The 16,425-nt window shown below is 67.5% G+C and carries 17 protein-coding genes; 11 read left to right on the forward strand and 6 right to left on the reverse strand.

From position 1 onward, the window contains the following. Positions 1-357 precede the first annotated feature (357 nt). From ACLNGM_RS11550 to ACLNGM_RS11565, 4 genes are all read left to right on the forward strand, one after another. Positions 358-1,281 carry a LysR family transcriptional regulator gene (locus tag ACLNGM_RS11550; RefSeq protein ID WP_416355036.1) on the forward strand — a complete coding sequence of 308 codons (924 nt, stop codon included), beginning with the start codon at positions 358-360 and terminating at the stop codon, positions 1,279-1,281. 41 nt (positions 1,282-1,322) lie between these two features. Beyond that, positions 1,323-1,829 carry a L,D-transpeptidase gene (locus tag ACLNGM_RS11555; protein ID WP_416355037.1) on the forward strand — a complete coding sequence of 169 codons (507 nt, stop codon included), beginning with the start codon at positions 1,323-1,325 and terminating at the stop codon, positions 1,827-1,829. Between the two features lie 75 nt (positions 1,830-1,904). Further along, the gene (locus ACLNGM_RS11560; RefSeq protein ID WP_416355038.1) at positions 1,905-2,573 is read left to right on the forward strand and encodes a DUF1007 family protein; all 669 of its coding nucleotides are present in this window, start codon (positions 1,905-1,907) and stop codon (positions 2,571-2,573) included. Continuing rightward, a complete protein-coding gene (locus tag ACLNGM_RS11565; RefSeq protein WP_416355039.1) occupies positions 2,558-3,631 on the forward strand; it encodes a nickel/cobalt transporter in 1,074 nt (357 codons plus the stop codon). The genes ACLNGM_RS11560 and ACLNGM_RS11565 overlap by 16 nt, the downstream gene beginning before the upstream one ends. On the opposite strand, the gene ACLNGM_RS11570 is transcribed toward ACLNGM_RS11565, so the two are convergent. Further along, the gene (locus ACLNGM_RS11570) at positions 3,628-4,383 is read right to left on the reverse strand and encodes a gamma-glutamyl-gamma-aminobutyrate hydrolase family protein (protein ID WP_416355040.1); all 756 of its coding nucleotides are present in this window, start codon (positions 4,381-4,383) and stop codon (positions 3,628-3,630) included. The genes ACLNGM_RS11565 and ACLNGM_RS11570 overlap by 4 nt on opposite strands. Before the next feature lie 181 nt (positions 4,384-4,564). On the opposite strand from ACLNGM_RS11570, the gene ACLNGM_RS11575 reads away from it, so the two are divergent. The 4 genes from ACLNGM_RS11575 (at position 4,565) to ACLNGM_RS11590 (ending at position 7,019) form a co-directional block, all read left to right on the forward strand. Beyond that, complete coding sequence (locus ACLNGM_RS11575; RefSeq protein ID WP_416355041.1) at positions 4,565-5,281, forward strand: chromosome partitioning protein ParA; 717 nt, start codon at positions 4,565-4,567, stop codon at positions 5,279-5,281. Positions 5,282-5,385: 104 nt separating this feature from the next. Continuing rightward, the gene (locus ACLNGM_RS11580) at positions 5,386-5,925 is read left to right on the forward strand and encodes a regulatory protein RecX (protein ID WP_090960682.1); all 540 of its coding nucleotides are present in this window, start codon (positions 5,386-5,388) and stop codon (positions 5,923-5,925) included. Between the two features lie 120 nt (positions 5,926-6,045). Then, positions 6,046-6,609 (forward strand): type 1 glutamine amidotransferase domain-containing protein, encoded by a 564-nt coding sequence (locus ACLNGM_RS11585; RefSeq protein WP_416355042.1) that lies wholly within the window; start codon positions 6,046-6,048, stop codon positions 6,607-6,609. Positions 6,610-6,749: 140 nt separating this feature from the next. Beyond that, on the forward strand, positions 6,750-7,019 hold the full coding sequence (locus ACLNGM_RS11590; RefSeq protein ID WP_090960676.1) for an aa3-type cytochrome c oxidase subunit IV: 270 nt from the start codon (positions 6,750-6,752) through the stop codon (positions 7,017-7,019). Between the two features lie 64 nt (positions 7,020-7,083). Here the strand turns inward: ACLNGM_RS11590 and ACLNGM_RS11595 are convergent, their stop codons facing one another. The 3 genes from ACLNGM_RS11595 to ACLNGM_RS11605 all read right to left on the reverse strand — a co-directional run bounded on the left by ACLNGM_RS11595 (position 7,084) and on the right by ACLNGM_RS11605 (position 10,642). Next, on the reverse strand, positions 7,084-7,584 hold the full coding sequence (locus tag ACLNGM_RS11595; protein WP_416355043.1) for a DUF992 domain-containing protein: 501 nt from the start codon (positions 7,582-7,584) through the stop codon (positions 7,084-7,086). 109 nt (positions 7,585-7,693) lie between these two features. Next, the gene (locus ACLNGM_RS11600; protein ID WP_244545891.1) at positions 7,694-8,542 is read right to left on the reverse strand and encodes a tetratricopeptide repeat protein; all 849 of its coding nucleotides are present in this window, start codon (positions 8,540-8,542) and stop codon (positions 7,694-7,696) included. A 168-nt stretch (positions 8,543-8,710) separates the two neighbouring features. After that, on the reverse strand, positions 8,711-10,642 hold the full coding sequence (locus tag ACLNGM_RS11605) for an FUSC family protein (RefSeq protein WP_416355044.1): 1,932 nt from the start codon (positions 10,640-10,642) through the stop codon (positions 8,711-8,713). A gap of 202 nt (positions 10,643-10,844) precedes the next feature. On the opposite strand from ACLNGM_RS11605, the gene ACLNGM_RS11610 reads away from it, so the two are divergent. From ACLNGM_RS11610 to ACLNGM_RS11620, 3 genes are all read left to right on the forward strand, one after another. Continuing rightward, a complete protein-coding gene (locus tag ACLNGM_RS11610) occupies positions 10,845-11,753 on the forward strand; it encodes a hypothetical protein (RefSeq protein WP_090960665.1) in 909 nt (302 codons plus the stop codon). Positions 11,754-12,039: 286 nt separating this feature from the next. Then, on the forward strand, positions 12,040-12,951 hold the full coding sequence (locus ACLNGM_RS11615) for a class I fructose-bisphosphate aldolase (RefSeq protein WP_090960663.1): 912 nt from the start codon (positions 12,040-12,042) through the stop codon (positions 12,949-12,951). A 610-nt stretch (positions 12,952-13,561) separates the two neighbouring features. Then, a complete protein-coding gene (locus ACLNGM_RS11620) occupies positions 13,562-14,344 on the forward strand; it encodes an outer membrane protein (protein ID WP_090960661.1) in 783 nt (260 codons plus the stop codon). 231 nt (positions 14,345-14,575) lie between these two features. Here ACLNGM_RS11620 and ACLNGM_RS11625 read toward each other — a convergent pair whose 3' ends face one another. After that, complete coding sequence (locus ACLNGM_RS11625) at positions 14,576-15,532, reverse strand: carbohydrate kinase family protein (protein ID WP_416355045.1); 957 nt, start codon at positions 15,530-15,532, stop codon at positions 14,576-14,578. A gap of 89 nt (positions 15,533-15,621) precedes the next feature. Further along, entirely contained in the window at positions 15,622-16,365 is a 744-nt protein-coding gene (locus ACLNGM_RS11630; RefSeq protein WP_416355046.1) for a DUF3750 domain-containing protein, read from the reverse strand. Between the last annotated feature and the right edge of the window lie 60 nt (positions 16,366-16,425).

A 16,425-nucleotide genomic window follows, 5' to 3' on the forward strand; every position in this document is an offset into this window, starting at 1 on the left:
CGCTCGCCGCACTTCGGGCAAGGAAGGTGTGCCTCTGCAGTATTCCTGGCTATGGAGACCAGGAGAGACCAGAAAGGCCCTCACCGTCGTTGCTTCAAGGCGTCCACGATTTCGCCAGCAGCGAAACCGACCTGGAGACGAACTCCAGTGACCGACCCGGTAATCTTCGCATTCGAAGATCCGGGGGACGCCCACAGGCACGTGCGACATTGGGCAAGGCGGGATATAGAAACGGTCGCTGTCATACGCAACAGAAAAAACGCCCCCCGAATCGTCTTTTTGAAAAGGCGCTGGACTTACCGCCATCATGTCGTCAGACGGCAACACCGGTCAGCTTCGCACACGAGAGATATGCCGATGGACACCCTGACCCGCATGCGCGCCTTTCTTGCGGTGGTGGAGAACGAAGGCTTCTCGGCGGCCGCGCGCAAGACCGGTCGCTCCAAGGCGCTCCTGTCGAAATACGTGCGCGAGCTGGAGGACGAGCTCGGCGTCCTTCTCATCAACCGCACGACGCGGCAGGTGGCGCTGACGGCAGCCGGCGAGGTCTATGTCTCGCGCGCCTCGGCGATCCTCGCCGACCTCGAGACGCTGAACGACGAGGCCCGCGAGGCGACCGGCGAAGCCAAGGGCACTCTGCGGGTCACCGCCGCGCGCACCTTCGGCGACGCCGAGCTCGGCCTCAGCCTCGTCGAGTTCTCGGCCGCCCATCCCGACATCTCGCTTGATCTTCACCTCAACGACAGTTTCGTCAATCTTCTGGAGGAGAACTTCGACGTCGCGATCCGCATGACGCGGCTGACCGATTCGGCGATGATCGCGCGCCGGCTCGGCTCGCTTGACTTCACCATCTGTGCGACGCCGGAATTCCTCGCCGAGCACGGCACGCCGACCCATCCGAGCCAGATCTCGCGCATGCCGGCCGTGATCGATTCCAACGCCAAGGTCCTCTACAACTGGACCTTCCGCGATCCCGCGACGGGCGATCCGATCCCAATCAGCGTCTCGGGGCGCTTCTCGGCCAATTCTCCCTATACGGTGCGCGCGGCAACCCTCGCGGGGCTCGGCATCGCCATGCTGCCGGAGTTCGTCGCGCGGCCCGAGATCGCGGCCGGGCGGCTTGTCAGCGTGCTCGACGACTACGTGCCGAAGGACGCCGGCATCTATGCAGTGTTCCCGCATCGTCGCCACCTTCCGGCGAGAACGCGCGTTTTCGTTGACTTCTTGGCAACCTGGTTCCGCAAGAATAATCCCGGCCGGGACATGAGCGCCGCCGCCTGAGGCGCGAGGGCTCGGCGCCAGCTGAAATGCCGAGGTCCCGCATGTGCCTGTTCACCAAGCTCCTTGCCGCCGTCCTGATCCTCGGCGCCGGCTCGGCCGCCCATGCCGGCGTGAAGGCGCGCGAGACGGTGTTCGTCGGCGACTACGAGCCCGGCACGATCGTGGTGATGACCGGCGCGCGCCAGCTCTTCCTGGTGACCGGCGAGGATACGGCGCTGCAATACGACATCGCCGTCGGCAAGCCGAGCGAGCAGTGGTTCGGCACCAGCTGGGTCTCGAAGAAGCGCGTCGATCCGACCTGGGTGCCCACCCCCTCGATGCGCGAGAAGAAGCCGACTCTCCCGGCCTCGATGGGGCCGGGGCCGAGCAATCCGCTCGGCAAGCGGGCGATGAACCTTGGATGGGGCACCTACCGCATCCACGGCACCAACTCGCCGAACTCGATCGGATCGGCTGCCTCGGCCGGCTGCTTCCGCATGCGCAACGACGACGTGATGGATCTCTTCGAGCGCGTGCATGTCGGGGCGCAGGTCGTCGTCCTGCGCTGAAGGCGCAAGGACCCTTTCCCCACTTTCGCCTTGAATTCATCGTCCCTCCGCCGGGGCATCGAAGCGGGGACGAACATGCGTCGACCAATCATCCTGGCCGGGACGGGCGTCGCCCTCCTGGCCGCGACCTGCGGCGCGGCCTCGGCCCATCCGCACGTCTTTGCCGACTCGCGCATGGAGATCGTCGGAACAAGCGACGCCATGCTCTCCTCGGTGCGCAACATCTGGCGCTTCGACGAGCTGTTCTCCTCCAGCGTCGTCGTCGACTTCGACAAGAACGGCAATGGGACGCTGGACGACGACGAGGTGCAGGCCGTCGCCGAGACGGTGCGCCAGTCGATCGCCGAATGGGATTTCTACACCTTCGTCAGCATCGGCAATCGCGACCTCAAGCTGAAGCCGCCGGAAAGCATCCGCGGCCTTTTCGAGAAGGGGCAGCTTCTCCTGTTCTTCGAGATGAAGCCGGAGGAGGCGGTCGACCTGAAGGCGCAGCCCGTCACCTTCTCGGTCTACGACGAGTCCTATTTCGTCGCCTTCGACTTCGCCAACGAGACCGCCTTCCAGCTCCTCGACCTGCCGAAGACCTGCACCAAGAGCTACACGCGCCCCGATCCCGACGAGGACGCGAGCGAATGGATGAACTCGGTTTCGATGCTGAAACCCGGCCAGTCGATCCCGGAGGACGGCGTCAACTTCTCCCAGCTGCTCGCGACACGCGTGGACGTCTCGTGCAAGGCCGGCTGACGCGCGCGTCGCTGGCGTTGGCCGTGGTCTTGGCCGCCGCCGCGACGGCCCACGCCCAGTCCTCGCTCGGCATCGGCAATGCCGAGGTCACGGCGGCCCCGAGCGGGCCCTTCGCCGGCGTCTTCATGGAGATCCTCGCCGTCCAGCGGCAGTTCTTCGTCGATCTGCGACAGGCGCTGGTGGCGCTGCGCGACGGGCAGGGCGGCTTCCTCTGGCTGGCTGGCCTGTCCTTCGCCTACGGCGTCTTCCATGCGGCAGGGCCGGGGCACGGCAAGGCGGTGCTGTCGTCCTACATGCTCGCCAACGAGGTGGCGCTGCGGCGCGGCGTCGTCCTCTCCTTCGCCGCGGCCCTCGTGCAGGCGCTCTCGGCCTCTATCGTGGTCGCGCTCGGCTGGTTCGCGCTGCGCGGCAGCGGCCTGTCGATGACCGAACTCGCCTTCGGGCTCGAGCTCGGCTCCTATGCGTTGATCGCGCTCGTCGGCGCCTGGCTCTTCGCGCGCAGGGGCTGGCCGCTTCTTCGGCGCGCGGCGGGCGCTGTACGGGTCTTCAGCCCGCAGCCCTCCGGCGGCCTCGCCTTCGCGGGTCGCGGCACCTTCACCGGCACGAGCGGGTCCGCTCCCGGCCTCGCGCTCCGTGCTTCCGGCGGCTATGGCGCCGATATCTGCGACGACCCGGCCGGCGACGCCTGCGACTGCGGCCGGCCGCATATCCTCGACCCGAAGCTTCTCGACGGTCCGGCGTTCTCCTGGCGCACGGCGGTCGCCACCGTGATCGCGATCGGCCTGCGCCCGTGCTCGGGCGCCATCGTGGTCCTGACCTTCGCCCTGATGAACGGGCTTTACGGCGCCGGTGGGCTCTCGGTCCTCGCGATGGCCCTCGGCACGGCGATCACCGTGTCGCTGATCGCCGCGCTCGCGGTGTCTGGCAAGGGGCTGGCCCTCCTTGCGGGCCGTACCGGCGGCTGGGGGCGGGGACTGCGGACGGTGCTGGAGCTCGGCGGGGCCGGCCTGCTCGTCGCCGTCGGCCTCGGGCTCCTTCTCGCCTCGCTGCCCGGCTAGCGTGCCCTGCGGTACTGACGGGCTGCTTCGCCGAACGCCTCGAAGATCGCGCGCGAAGCGGGATCGCTCGCAGCCCAGTATTCCGGGTGCCACTGCAGCCCGAGCGCGAACCCGCCCGCACTCGTCACCGACACGGCCTCGACCGTCCCGTCCGGCGCGCGCGCCTCGACCGTCAACCCGTCGGCCAGGCGGTCGATCGCCTGCCGGTGGAGCGAGTTGACCTCGACGGTCTCGGCGCCGACGATCGCGGCCAGCCGCCCGCCGGGCTCCACCGCCACCGGATGGCGGAGCGCGAAGCGCCCGTCCTGTTCGGGGTGGGTCGGCGCGCGGTGATCCATCCGTCCTTCGAATTCCTGGATTTCCGTTGCCAGCGATCCGCCCAGCGCGACGTTCAGCTCCTGATGGCCGCGGCAGATCGCCAGGAGCGGGATCTCGCGTGCGATCGCCCTTCGGATCATCGTCTCGGTCAGGCGATCGCGCGCGGGATCGAAGGGCTCGTGCGCGGGCGTCGGCTCGACGCCGTAGCGGCTCGGATGGACGTTCGACGCCGAGCCGGTGACGAGGACGCCGTCGACGCGGTCGAGCACGACATCCACCGCCGCCTCGTCGGCGAGCGCCGGCACGATGACGGGAACGCCGCCAGCCGTCGCCATGATGGCGGCGAGGTACGTCGAGGGCGCGGCATGCCACTCGTAGTTCTCGAAGCGCCTCGTATCGGCGGGAACGGCGATCAGGGTGGCGCTGTCTGGCACGGCGAGGGGTCCCTTGCGATGCGCGAAGGTTCGAATCGCGCCTCCATCCGATCGCGCGACCGCAAGGCCCGGTCAAGCACGGGAGCGTTTAACAATGGTTATCGCCTAACGCCCGCCAGTCCGGGTGCGTGGGTCGGGCCTCGTTCCGGGGCCGGGCCCGATGCTTCCAGAAGGAATTCCCATGACGCCCGTCCTGTCGATCGGCTCGCTCAAGACCTCCGGTTCCACCACCCTTGCCCTGACGCTCGCGGGCGTCGCCGCTGCCGCCGACATTCCGGTCGTGCTGGTGGATGCAGGCCGCGACAAGGACCTCGTGGACTGGGCCGCCAAGTCCGGCCGCCCGTCGCTCTGCACCGTCGAGGTGGCCGACGACGAGATCACGCTGGAGCGCATCGTGCGCGCCGCCCGCCGCCGCGGCGACCTTGCCCTGATCGATGCGGGCGACAACGCCGAGATGATCCGCGCCGGTGCCCGCCTGTCGGATCGCGCACTGATCCCCGTCCGCTTCTCGCCGCTCTCGGCCTATGCGGCGCTCGCCACCGATCGCCTGCTCGCGACCGAGGCCGACAAGGGTCGGCGCGGGCGCGACTGGGCCTTCGTCGCCAGCGCGGTCACCACCATTCCGAGCCGCGTGGCGCGCACCATCGAGGGCATGATCGAGCGCTCGCCGACGGCCCGCCTCGAGCTCGGCCTCGTCCAGCGGGCGGCCTACGAAGCGCCGTTCCTGCACGGCGGCACGCTCTTCACGCTCGGCGAGGACGTCGCGCCGGGCATCGAGCGCGCCCGCGCGGAGGCGGCGACCATCGCCTACGAGATCGGCATTCTCGGCCATGACGTCGCTGCGACGACCGTCATCCGCGAGCGCGGCTCCTTCGAGGCCGCCGCCGCAGCGGCTTGATCCGGCCAGCCATTCTATTCGAGACGGCCTCGGCGATCGTCGTCCGGGGCCGTTTTGCGTTGGGGCCGGTGACGGCGCGGGTGCCGGGAGCTACATCCCTCCCCATGAGCGATTCTGCGCCCAAAGCCGCCAAGCCACCCCGCCCGGTCACGCCGGAATGGTTGTTTCGCGCGGCCGGCCACTACCTGGAGCGCTACGCCTCGACGGAAGCCAACCTTCGGCGCGTCCTGCAGCGCAAGGTGATGCGTCGCGCCCAGGCGCGCGGCGAAGAGCCGTCGGTTTTCGAGCCTATGGTCGACGAAACCGTGGCGCGCTTCGTGGAACTGAAGCTTTTGGACGACCGCAGCTATGCCGAGGCGAAGCTCGCCTCGCTGCGTCGGCGCGGAACGTCGCTCCGCCAGAGTGCCGCCAAGCTCGCGATCAAGGGCGTCGACCGCGAGACGGTCGCCAGCGTCATGGCGGGAGACGAGACCGACGACGCGGACGCGGCCCGGAGGCTCGCCCAGCGTCGCCGCCTAGGCCCCCATCGGCTGCGCGAGCGCGCCGAGCGGCGCGACCGGGACGTCGCCGCACTGATGCGTGCCGGTTTCTCCTATTCCCATGCCGCGGCGGCCATCGACGGCGAAGCCGATAATCACGACTGAACCAGGAACCCCGACTTCCGTCGCCCGTTGGTGAACCGAACACTAACACGGCGGACAGCACTCTCGGAGCTTCGACGCTCCGACGAAGGTCTGTCCGCATTCGGAAGAGGTCATTCCTTCATGCCCAGCATCCGCGACGCCAAGATCGCCATTCTCGCCACCGATGGTTTCGAGCAGTCGGAACTCATGCAGCCGCTGGAGAAACTCCGCGCGGCCGGCGCCACCGTCCATGTCGTTTCGCTGAAGGAAGGCGAGATCAAGGGATGGGACGAGACCGATTGGGGCCAGAGCGTGCCGGTCGACAAGGTTCTCGATCAGGTCTCGGTCAACGACTATGATGCGCTCGTTCTGCCGGGCGGCCAGATCAACCCGGACAAGCTGCGCACCGAGGAGAGCGTCGTTTCGTTCGTGCGCGACTTCTACAACACGAAGAAGACGCTCGCCGCGATCTGCCACGCGCCGTGGCTGCTGGTCGAGGCGGGCATCGTCAAGGGCCGCGACGTCACCTCGTTCAAGTCGATCAAGACCGACGTCGTGAATGCCGGCGGTCGCTGGCACGACGAGGAGGTCGTGACCGATCAGGCGCTCATCACCTCACGCAACCCGAACGATATTCCGGCTTTCATCGCCAAGATCATCGAGGAGGTCGAGGAAGGCCGTCACGAGAAGCGCCAGGCCGCCTGAACGGCCCATCGGCGGGAAAATTCGAGACGGGGCGCTGATGCGCCCCGTTTTCGTATCGTGCGTTGCGCGGCGGCGATTGTCAGCCCGCCGGCTTCCCGTATAACAGCCAGGAAAACGGCGTGGCGGAGAGGAAAGAGCGTATGGCCGAGGATCATGGCTACGAGTGGAAGGGCACCACGATGGACTACGCCGAGCACGATCGGACCTACATGGGGTTCCTCGGGCTGGTGAAGTATGGCTCGATCGCGATCGTCGCGATCCTGCTCGCCATGCTGGTCGGCCTCATCATGAATGCCGGCATCATCATGAGCGTGCTCGCGGGCGGTGTGTTCTTCGTGCTCGCCAGCTTCCTCCTCGGCGGCTCGACCGAGGTCAAGCACGACCGGCCGGACCTGAAGACGCACCACTGACCAGCGCCCGACTGAAACGAAAAAGGCCCGCACACCGTGCGGGCCTTTTTCGTCGGGGAAACCGTCAGGGCTTGTAGATGACGGCCACCGGCTGCGCCTCGTCGAGCGTCAGCCGGGCGACGCCGACGGTCGCGTTGACGCCTTCCTGAATCTGCAGGCTGGTCGGCTGCAGCGTGAAGCCGCGGTCCGGTCCCCCGATCAGCGACTTCCCGCCGACGCCCACCGCAAACGAGGCGTCGATGCTGGTCCCGTAGTAGCGACCCGCCAGCGACTCCGGCTGACCGCGCTCGAAACTTGCCGCCAGAACCGACCAGGTCATCAGGGTGCGCCCGGTGATGCCAAGGTCGACGCCGTAGGTGTCGAGCGTCCCGACATAGGTCTCGGTGGCGCGCGTGCGGCCGAAGGGGATGTAGTTGCACAGAACCGTCTCGCTGGACGACACGATCTGGTTCAGGGTGCCGTTGCTCTTGCAGACGAGCGTCCCGACTTTGACGCCCGCCTCCGCGGCGGAGGGGAGAGCGGCGGCGGACGCAAGGGCGAGGGCGGCGAGGATGGTCTTCTTCATGGCATGTCACTCGGCTCGAAACACTGTTCGGGCCGTTAACCTTTTGCCAAGCCGTTGGTTTCCCTCAGCCCGCGCCGAGCCGCTTCACGAAACGTGACGCGCTGAAACTTCAGGCGCCCGCCGAGCCGCGCGTGCGCGCCACGCCGTCCTTGGCCGGCTGGTAGTTCGGGTCGAGCGAGGCGGCATGGGCGAAGGAGCGGTAGGCCTTGGCCTTGTCGCCGCGTGCTTCGAGGACGAGGCCCTGCGTTGCCCAGAACTCGGCACGCTTGCCGTCGAGCTGGATCGCGCGGTTGATGTCGTCCGCGGCATCCTCGACATTGTTGAGGGCGAGATAGGACACGGCGCGGCCGGAATAGGGCTCCGGCGCATTGGCGTCCATCGAGATCGCCGTCGCGAAATCCTCGATCGCCTGCCGGTGCTGACCGTCGAGCTGATAGAGCAGGCCGCGGTTGTGATAGGCGCGCGGGTCCGTCGTGTTGAGGTCGATGGCGCGCTGGAAGTCGCCAAGCGCCTCGCGATTGCGGCCGGCCTGCCGGTAGATATTGCCGCGGCCGATATAGGCGGAATCGTAGTTCGGGTTGATCTTGAGCGCCTGGTTGTAGTCGGCGACGGCTTCCGCGTTCTGGTTGGTCTGACGCAGGACCAGCGCCCGGTTGGCGTAGGCCTGGTAGAAATTCGGGTCGAGCTGGATCGCGGTGGTGAAGTCTTCGATCGCCCGCTTGTTGTCGCCAGAGCGCCCGTAGGCGATGCCGCGCACGTTGTAGGCTTCCGGGTTGCGCGGGTTGGCGTTCACGGCAGCCGTCAGCGACGACAGGTTCTCGGCCGACCCTTCCGCCTGGTCGAGGCTGATGGCCTGCAACGTCGGGCCGCTCTGGCAGCCGGCGAGCGCCAGCAGCACGGCTCCGCCGAGAAGCGGGAGGAGGCGGCTGCGACGCTGGTCGAGGAGGAGCGAGGTCACGCGGCGGGAGTCCTTCACAAATAACGGTTCGGCAGGGCGAATGCCCACGACGCAGCCGTCAAAAAGAGGGCAGAACGACGACGACGCCAGCCAAACAGGGCGGCGCGGCGGGATAAGTCTTCCGGTGATGCGGCAATGCCACGGCGAGGGGCGGTTTGTGAAGCGCTTTCAGGCGCTTCCCGTGCTTTCGGCCAGCTTGGCGCCAGCGTCGTCCCGCTCGCCCGGCAGAAGCTGCGCCAGCGTGTGGGCGATCGCGCGCGCCGCGAGGATCGGATCGAGCTCGTCGCGCGCGACGGCCCCGTCGCCACGGTCGGGGACAGGACGCGGCAGCGACGTGCTCCGCTTGAAGAAGGCCGGCACCGAGACCCCGGCGACGGCGGACCGGCAGCGCTCGAGTTCGCGGCGAAGGCCCTCCGCATCCGCGACCGGCCCGATCGAGGCGGCGGCGAGGCGGTGGGCCCAATGCGCGATCACCGCAAAGCGCAGACGCCCGATGCGCACCGAACGCTGACGCGCCCCGGACGGCCAGGTCCGGCCGAGCGGCCGGCTGGCGACGAGGATCGCGGCGTGCCGGCGGTCGAGCGCGCGCGAGACGGCATAGATCCGCCATTCCGACCCATGGCCGTCGAGCCGTTCCTCGATCGCCTGCAGCAGTCGGTCCAGATCCGTCAGGAAGGCGGTGACGGCGCGCCCTGCCGTGTCGCTCGTGCGCTGTGGGAAGATAAGGAACGAGACGAGGATCCCCGACGCCGTACCGATCACGGTCTCCTCGAGCCGCAGGATCAGGAGTTCGGGCGAGAAGTTGCCGAGAAGGCCGTAGACCAGCGACAGCGTCACGGTCAGGAAGAAGGTCATCGTCCCGTAGGAGACCTGCAGGAAGAAGAACGCGAGGAAGGTGAAGAGGACGCAGAGCGCAAGGCTCGGGCCGAACTGCCCGTGCATCAGCGTCGCCAGCACCATGCCCGCGGCGATCCCGACCGCCGTGCCGCCCGCGCGGTTCAGCCCGCGCAGCGCCGTATCGCCCCGCGACTGGACGTTGGTGAAGACCAGAAACGCCGTCAGGACCGCCCAGAACCAGCGATCGACGGAGAGCCACATGCCGCCCGCCATGGCGAGAGCGCAGGCGAGCGTCACCTGGATCGCAAGGCGCGTCGGTTCGTCCGTCCAGATCGACGCGGACGCCGTGGGGGTCGAGGCCGCCGGTGAAGCCGGAGCGGACGTGAGATCCGCTTCGGTGAGGGAGGCCGATGCCTTGCGGAGCCGGCGGCGAAGGCCGGCGAGGCGACGGAGACTGATGGAGAGATGCTGCCGGGCTTCGTCGCTGTCGCCGGCCGGTTCCAGCGCTTCCGCCAGCACGCTCTCCAGTGCGAGATTGAGGTCGAAGAGTTCGATCGCCAACGGTGCGGCGCCGGGCGGCGAGGAGCCACGCTGCGGCTCGTCCGGCAGGAGGGTCTCGACGACACCCAGGGCGTCGCGGACGGCCCGATGGGCGGCGCGCACCCGCCGCTCCCGCCGCGCCGTCCAGCCGACGCGGGCGGCTTCGCCGACGAGGGCTGCGACGCGGCCGACGCGGTGGTCGGCTCCGGCCAAGGCCCGCCGGAGGTCGCCGAGCGGCCGGTCGGGCAGGAGGATCTCGCGCACGACATGCGCCGCCGCGCCGGTGACGATGATCGCCAGAAGGATGCCCGGCAGGTCGGTCGGCGACGGGCGGAAGTAGGCGCCGCCGAAGCTCGCCATGAAGGCGAACATGCCGACCGCGGTCCACCGCTGGCCCCAGCGGCGGATGAAGACGGCCGTGAAGGCGCTGACGAGGAATAGGCCGTCGACGACGCGCGGGTGCGGCTGGAGCAGCGCGCACAGCGCCAGCATGGCAAAGCCCGCGGCGCCCGCGAGGAGGCGCGTTTGCACGCGATCCGACGCCGACGTCTCGCGGATCGCGACAACGCCCTGGATGGCGAAAAGAAGGCCGGCGGAGAAGGCCGCGGGCGAGAGACCGACGCGGAAGACATGCAGAAGCATCAGGGCACCCAGAACCAGGAGCCCTGTCAGTGTCACGCGGGAGGCCAGACGGAGACGGACGAAACCGGGGTCGGACGCCATCAGTCGACCGGCGAGATCGCCGAGCGCAAGCCCTGCAACGCGGGGCGTTGAGGATAATCGATCGCGCAAGACGGGAATCACGCGATCTTCACTGGAAAACCAATCCGCCGCTCCATTTTAGGTTCTGACCACCGGTCTTGAGCCGGAAGGGACATCACACCGCCGCAATCGAAGCGGTCGAGTCATAGGTGGAGTAATCAACATGGTCGATGTCGTCGATCGCAGTACATATGCAGCGGCGCCCCTGAAGCGCATCTCGTGGGGCGCCATCGTCGCCGGTACGATCCTCGCGCTGGTGTTTCAGGTGATGCTGGCCCTTCTGGGGCTGGGGATCGGCCTGGCGACCATCGATCCGCAGAGCGGTGATACCCCGGCCCTCACCACCTTCGGCTCGGCCAGCGGCATCTGGGCCGTCCTGACCGTCCTCATCGCCACCTTCCTCGGCGCCTATGCTGCCGCCCGCTTCGCCGGCAGCGCCTCCAAGCGCGACGCCGCGCTGCACGGCGTCACCACCTGGGCGACCGCGACGCTCGTCGCCGTCTACCTCCTGACCAGTGGCGCGTCGGCACTCGTGACCAGCGCCTTCGGTGCCCTTGGCTCGACGGTCTCCTCGCTCGGCTCGGCCGTCTCTTCGGTGATCCCGAACTCGATCGACTCGCTTCCGCCGGAGCTTCAGCAGCAGGCTCGCCAGCTCCTGCAGCGCGGTGAGAACCAGGCTCAGCAGGCTGCCGGTCAGGCGCAGGACCAAGCCCAGCAGGCCGCCGACCAGGCTCGCCAGGCGACCGGCCAGCAGGATCTGACGGCCGCTGCCGCCGAGATCTTCAAGGGTCTCGGCCAGGACGCGACGCCGCAGCAGCGCAGCGCCGCCGTGCAGGTCATCTCGCAGCAGGCCGGCATCAGCCAGACCGAGGCCGAGCAGCGCCTGAACCAGTTCCAGCAGCAGTACGATCAGGCCGTCGCCCAGGCTCGTCAGACCGCCGGCGAAGCTGCCAAGGCCGCTTCGGGCGCCGCGTTCGGTGCCTTCGTCGGCCTGCTTCTCGGCCTGATCGCCGGTGCGGTTGGCGGCATCGTGGGCCGCGCCAAGCGCACGGTCGGTTACTACCGCGACTGAACGCAGACGTCGTGTCGTCGGAGGAAGGGAGGGGCATGCCCCTCCCTTTTTTCGTTGATCCGTCTATGAAGACTTAAATCGTTTCGTACCCGCAAGAAATGCTGCGCGATGAAAGATGCAGTCGTTAAGCAACTTCGGATCGTCCGCTGACCCAGAACTCGTTTGAACCGATTTTAATATGCCGACCACTTGCCCGGCCACTTTACGTCGGCGTTCGCGATCCGCAGAAGAGCATCGACACCGGCATCGTCGGTGGTTCGCGATCCGATAGAGGGCAGGAAAGCCGATGCTGAGAACCGATACCGTCCGCAAGATCCTGTCGTGGTACGAAGGCGAGACGCCGGGGCTGAAGACCAACCTGTCACGCCTCCTGATGCACGGTCGCCTCGCGGGCACCGGGCGGCTGGTCATCCTGCCGGTCGACCAGGGTTTCGAGCACGGTCCGGCACGCAGCTTCGCCCCCAACCCGATCGCCTACGACCCGCACTACCTCTACAATCTTGCGATCGAGTCGGGCGTCTCCGGCTACGCCGCGCCGCTCGGCCTTCTCGAGCAGGGCGCCGACACGTTCGCCGGCGAGGTGCCGCTCATCCTCAAGCTCAACAGCGGCAACTCGCTCGTCAACAAGCAGGACCAGGCGCTGACCGGGACGGTCGAGGACGCGCTGCGGCTCGGCTGCGTCGGCGTCGGCTTCACGATCTATCCGGGCGCCGACGACAGCTACGACATGATGGAGGAGCTGCGCGAGATCACGCTGCAGGCGAAGTCCCGCGGCCTGATGACGGTCGTGTGGTCCTACCCACGCGGCGGCAAGGTCACCAAGGAGGGCGAGACCGGCCTCGACATCATCGCCTACGCCGCGCACATGGCGGCGCTGCTCGGCGCCACGATCATCAAGGTCAAGCTGCCGACGGATCATATCGATCTCGCCGACGCCAAGAGCACCTACGAGAAGAACGACATCGCACGCTCGACGGGTGCGGACCGCGTGCGCCACATCATGCAGGCGTCCTTCGCCGGCAAGCGCATCGTGGTCTTCTCCGGCGGCGCGGCCAAGAACACGAGCGAACTTCTCGACGAGGTCCGGGCCATCCGCGAGGGCGGCGGCAACGGGTCGATCATCGGCCGCAACTCGTTCCAGCGCTCCAAGGAAGACGCGCTGAAGCTCCTCGGCGAGGTCATGGACCTCTACGCCTGATCGGTTTGTCCGGACGGCCCCGCTCGTCGGGGCACGTCCGGAAGGGGTGGCACGATGTCGTCAAAGATCGACGCCTGCAAGTGGCATGGCACCGATTCGACCGAAGGTTGAGTCGACGCCGACGATTCGCGGCATCCGCGCGATTCGCGAGAAAACGCAAGGAATCGTCAGGACTTGTGGCGGCTTTGCGGCTTCAGCGGGGCGGCGGCAAGGCTTGGTCGGATGCTCCGCCGAGCGTTTCGCAGCACTGGCTTTTTAGCCCCGAATTTTTCAGCCGGATCACTTGTCGGCGCCGATTGAGACGTGTCGTGATGCAGTGCGGCAACACACTTTCAAAGTGTTGATTTCGCTTATCTTTTTTAGGCTTGTCCGAGCGTGTCGATTAAGCTTGCCTTAACGTTGCCGACCTATTCCTTGCAGCGAACGTCATCGGCACCGGCCGGGCCCTGTTGCCTACCTGCCACATGACGGTCGGGAACGCCCCCGGTGCCATTGCCTCGGCAGGGGTACGGACCCTAAATCGGCTCAAGCCCGGGAAAAACCGGGTCCCGCCTTTCGGATCAAAAGTCCGTAGCAAGAAACGTCGCCACGGCGACACTGGAGTATCACCATGAAGCGTTTCGCCCTTCTCCTGGCCTCGACGGCCTTCGTCACCCCGGCCCTCGCTGCCGACGTCGTCTACGAGGAGCCCGCTGCTCCGGCCGTGGTCGAAGTGGCCCCGGCCTATTCCTGGACCGGCTTCTACGTCGGTGGCCAGGCTGGCGTGGCCTTCAACACCGATGCCGATGAGGTCCGCTACAACCCGAACACCGGCGTCGTCCAGACGACGGCCTTCTCGGGCGGTTCTTCGGACAGCGACGAGGCTGCGTTCATCGGCGGCGTGCACGTCGGCTACGACTACCAGATCAACAACTTCATCATCGGTGCGGTTGCTGACATCAACTACATCGACGCGACGGCTGACTCGACCTACACGCTCGGCACCGACGTGTTCGGCATCTCGTCGGACATCAACTTCGTCGGCACCGTCCGCGCCAAGGCCGGTATCGCGGCTGACCGCTTCGCTGTCTACGCCACGGGCGGTCTCGCCTATGCCGACACCGAGACGAAGTTCTTCGCTCCGGGCACGCTGACGGGCAACCTCGCCGGCTTCACGCCGACGGTCGACTCGAACTCGGACGACGTCGGCTACGCCGTCGGCGCCGGTGTCGACTACCTCGTCACGCCGAACCTCTCGCTCGGCCTCGAGTACCTCTACACCGACCTCGGCACGACCGACACGACGGTCACCTACGTCAACGCTGCTGGCGTCCAGGCTCCGTTCACGGCGACCTCGAACGACGACCTCGACTTCCACACCGTGTGGGCCAAGGCTTCGTTCCGCTTCAACTAAGAAGCGGACATCCGGGGAGCGGAAACTCTCCTCGGTGGGTCTGATCGGAAAACCCGTCGTCCTCGCGGACGGCGGGTTTTTCTTTGCCCGGCAGAGCGGTGGGATCCCTGTCGAACGCTGCCGGGCACCATTCAGGCGAACCCCATCTGATGATTGAGACTCCCGGACGCGGACATGAAAAAGGCGACGGTCCGCGACCGCCGCCTTCGATATGCCCGGAAGGTGCGGAAATCAGCCCAGGGGCGGCAGGCCGAGATCCGCGCGGCGCGGCAGGTCGGCGCCGCGCCGCGAGCAGGTGAGGGCGGCCGCACGCACCGAGAAGGTGAGAAGTTCGGAAAGCTCGTCCTGCGAAAGGCCGGCAACGCCCTCGGCCGACAGCCGGCCGCTCTCGTAGAGCCGCGACAGCAGCGTCGCCTGGAAGGTGTCGCCGGCGCCCACCGTATCGGCGACGGTGACGGACAGGCCGGGCACCGTGCAGTGAATGCCGCCGCGTGTCATCGCCATCGCGCCCTTGTCGCCGAGCGTGACGATCGCGAGCGATGCGCCGGCTTCCAGCCAGCCGGTGAGGACGTCCTCCGGTTTGCGGCCTGGATAGACCTGCTCCAGATCCTCCTCGCTCGCCTTCACCATCGTGGCGAAGGGGATCGTCGCCCCGATGCGCGAGCGCCAGATATCGAGGTCCGGCACCACCGAAGCGCGGATGTTGGGATCGTAGGAGATGAAGCGGCGACCGTGCTCCTGCGCCGCGAGACGGGCGAGCGCGCTGGCCGTCGGCTCGGCGACAGTCGAATAGGATCCGGCAAGGTGGATCGCCGCGAGATCGTCCGGCAGCGAAGCGGGAATCTCCGCCGGATCGATCGAGCGGTCGGCTGTCCCCTCGATATAGAAATCGTAGCGCGGGGTGCCGCCATGCGCGAGCGAGACCATCGCGAGGGTGGTGTTGCGGTCGGTCTCGATCAGGAGGCGTCGGTCGATACCCTCGCGGTCCATGAAGGCCTTGATCCGCTGACCGAAAAGATCGCTCGACACCTTCGAGAAGAAAGCGGAGCGGTGCCCGAGCCGAGCGAGGCCGAGCGCGACGTTCAGGGCGGAGCCGCCAATGCGCCCGTTCAGCGCGATCTGGGAGACGTCGGCCGTCTCGCTGTCGGCGAAGAGGTCGAAAAGATTGTCGCCGCAACTCAGGAACATGGTCGTCTCCCCAATCGGGGCGATCGCTTCGGCCCCCGACCATCGGCTATCAAAAAACGCGAGGGCGGGGAATGCGTGCGTGGCGCTCCTCAGCCTGTGATCGACAAGCTGCCGAATCCCGGCACTTTGAGAAGGCCGCGCAACGGATCGATCCCGGCGACGAGGCCGAGAAACTGAAGCTCGAGACCGCTCCGCGCACCGATCGCAAAGCCGGCATAGCCGAAAAGGGAAGCGCGCAGCTCGCGCGCTTCGGCATCCAGCGACACGAGGCGGCCGTCGACCGGATAGTCGCGCCCGACAGCCGCGGGCGGCAGAACGGCTCCGAGTTCGGGCACCGAGCGTAGGACGTGAGCGACGAAGCTGTTGGAGTTCGGCCCCGGAAAGATCCGATAGCCGCCGTTCGCCGCGAACGGATAGGCGTCGATGGCGGCTCGAATTCGCGGAATCGCCCGCGCCGCCGCTTCGCCCGTCAGTCGCGCCACCACCCGCGGCACGTTCGAGTACCAGCGCCCGTCCGCCGGATATCCGTTGCGGCGGATCGGAGATCCCCATCCGACCTTGTCGAACCGCTCGTAGCGCGCGGCGCCCTGCGGCTTCACGACGATCCAGGAATGCTCGGACAGGGCACCCTTCAAGCCGCCCGTCCGCGCGGTCATGATGTAGACGGCCGCTTCGTCGTCGTCTGCAGCCGAGGGCAGGACCGCCGCCGAGCTCCAGTTCGCCTCGCGCCAGGAAGCCGGATGCTCCCCGAGCTTCCAGACCAGGAGGGACAGCGCCGCCGGGAGGAGGAAGACGATGACGAAGCCGATGAGAGCGAAGCGCAGCAAGGCCATACAGGTTCCTGTGACGGCGACGGGAACGGCATGATAGGTCTCCGCTCCATGCAACGGGAC

The sequence above is a fragment of the Aureimonas phyllosphaerae genome (assembly GCF_047943035.1).
GTDB classification, from domain to species: domain Bacteria; phylum Pseudomonadota; class Alphaproteobacteria; order Rhizobiales; family Rhizobiaceae; genus Aureimonas; species Aureimonas phyllosphaerae.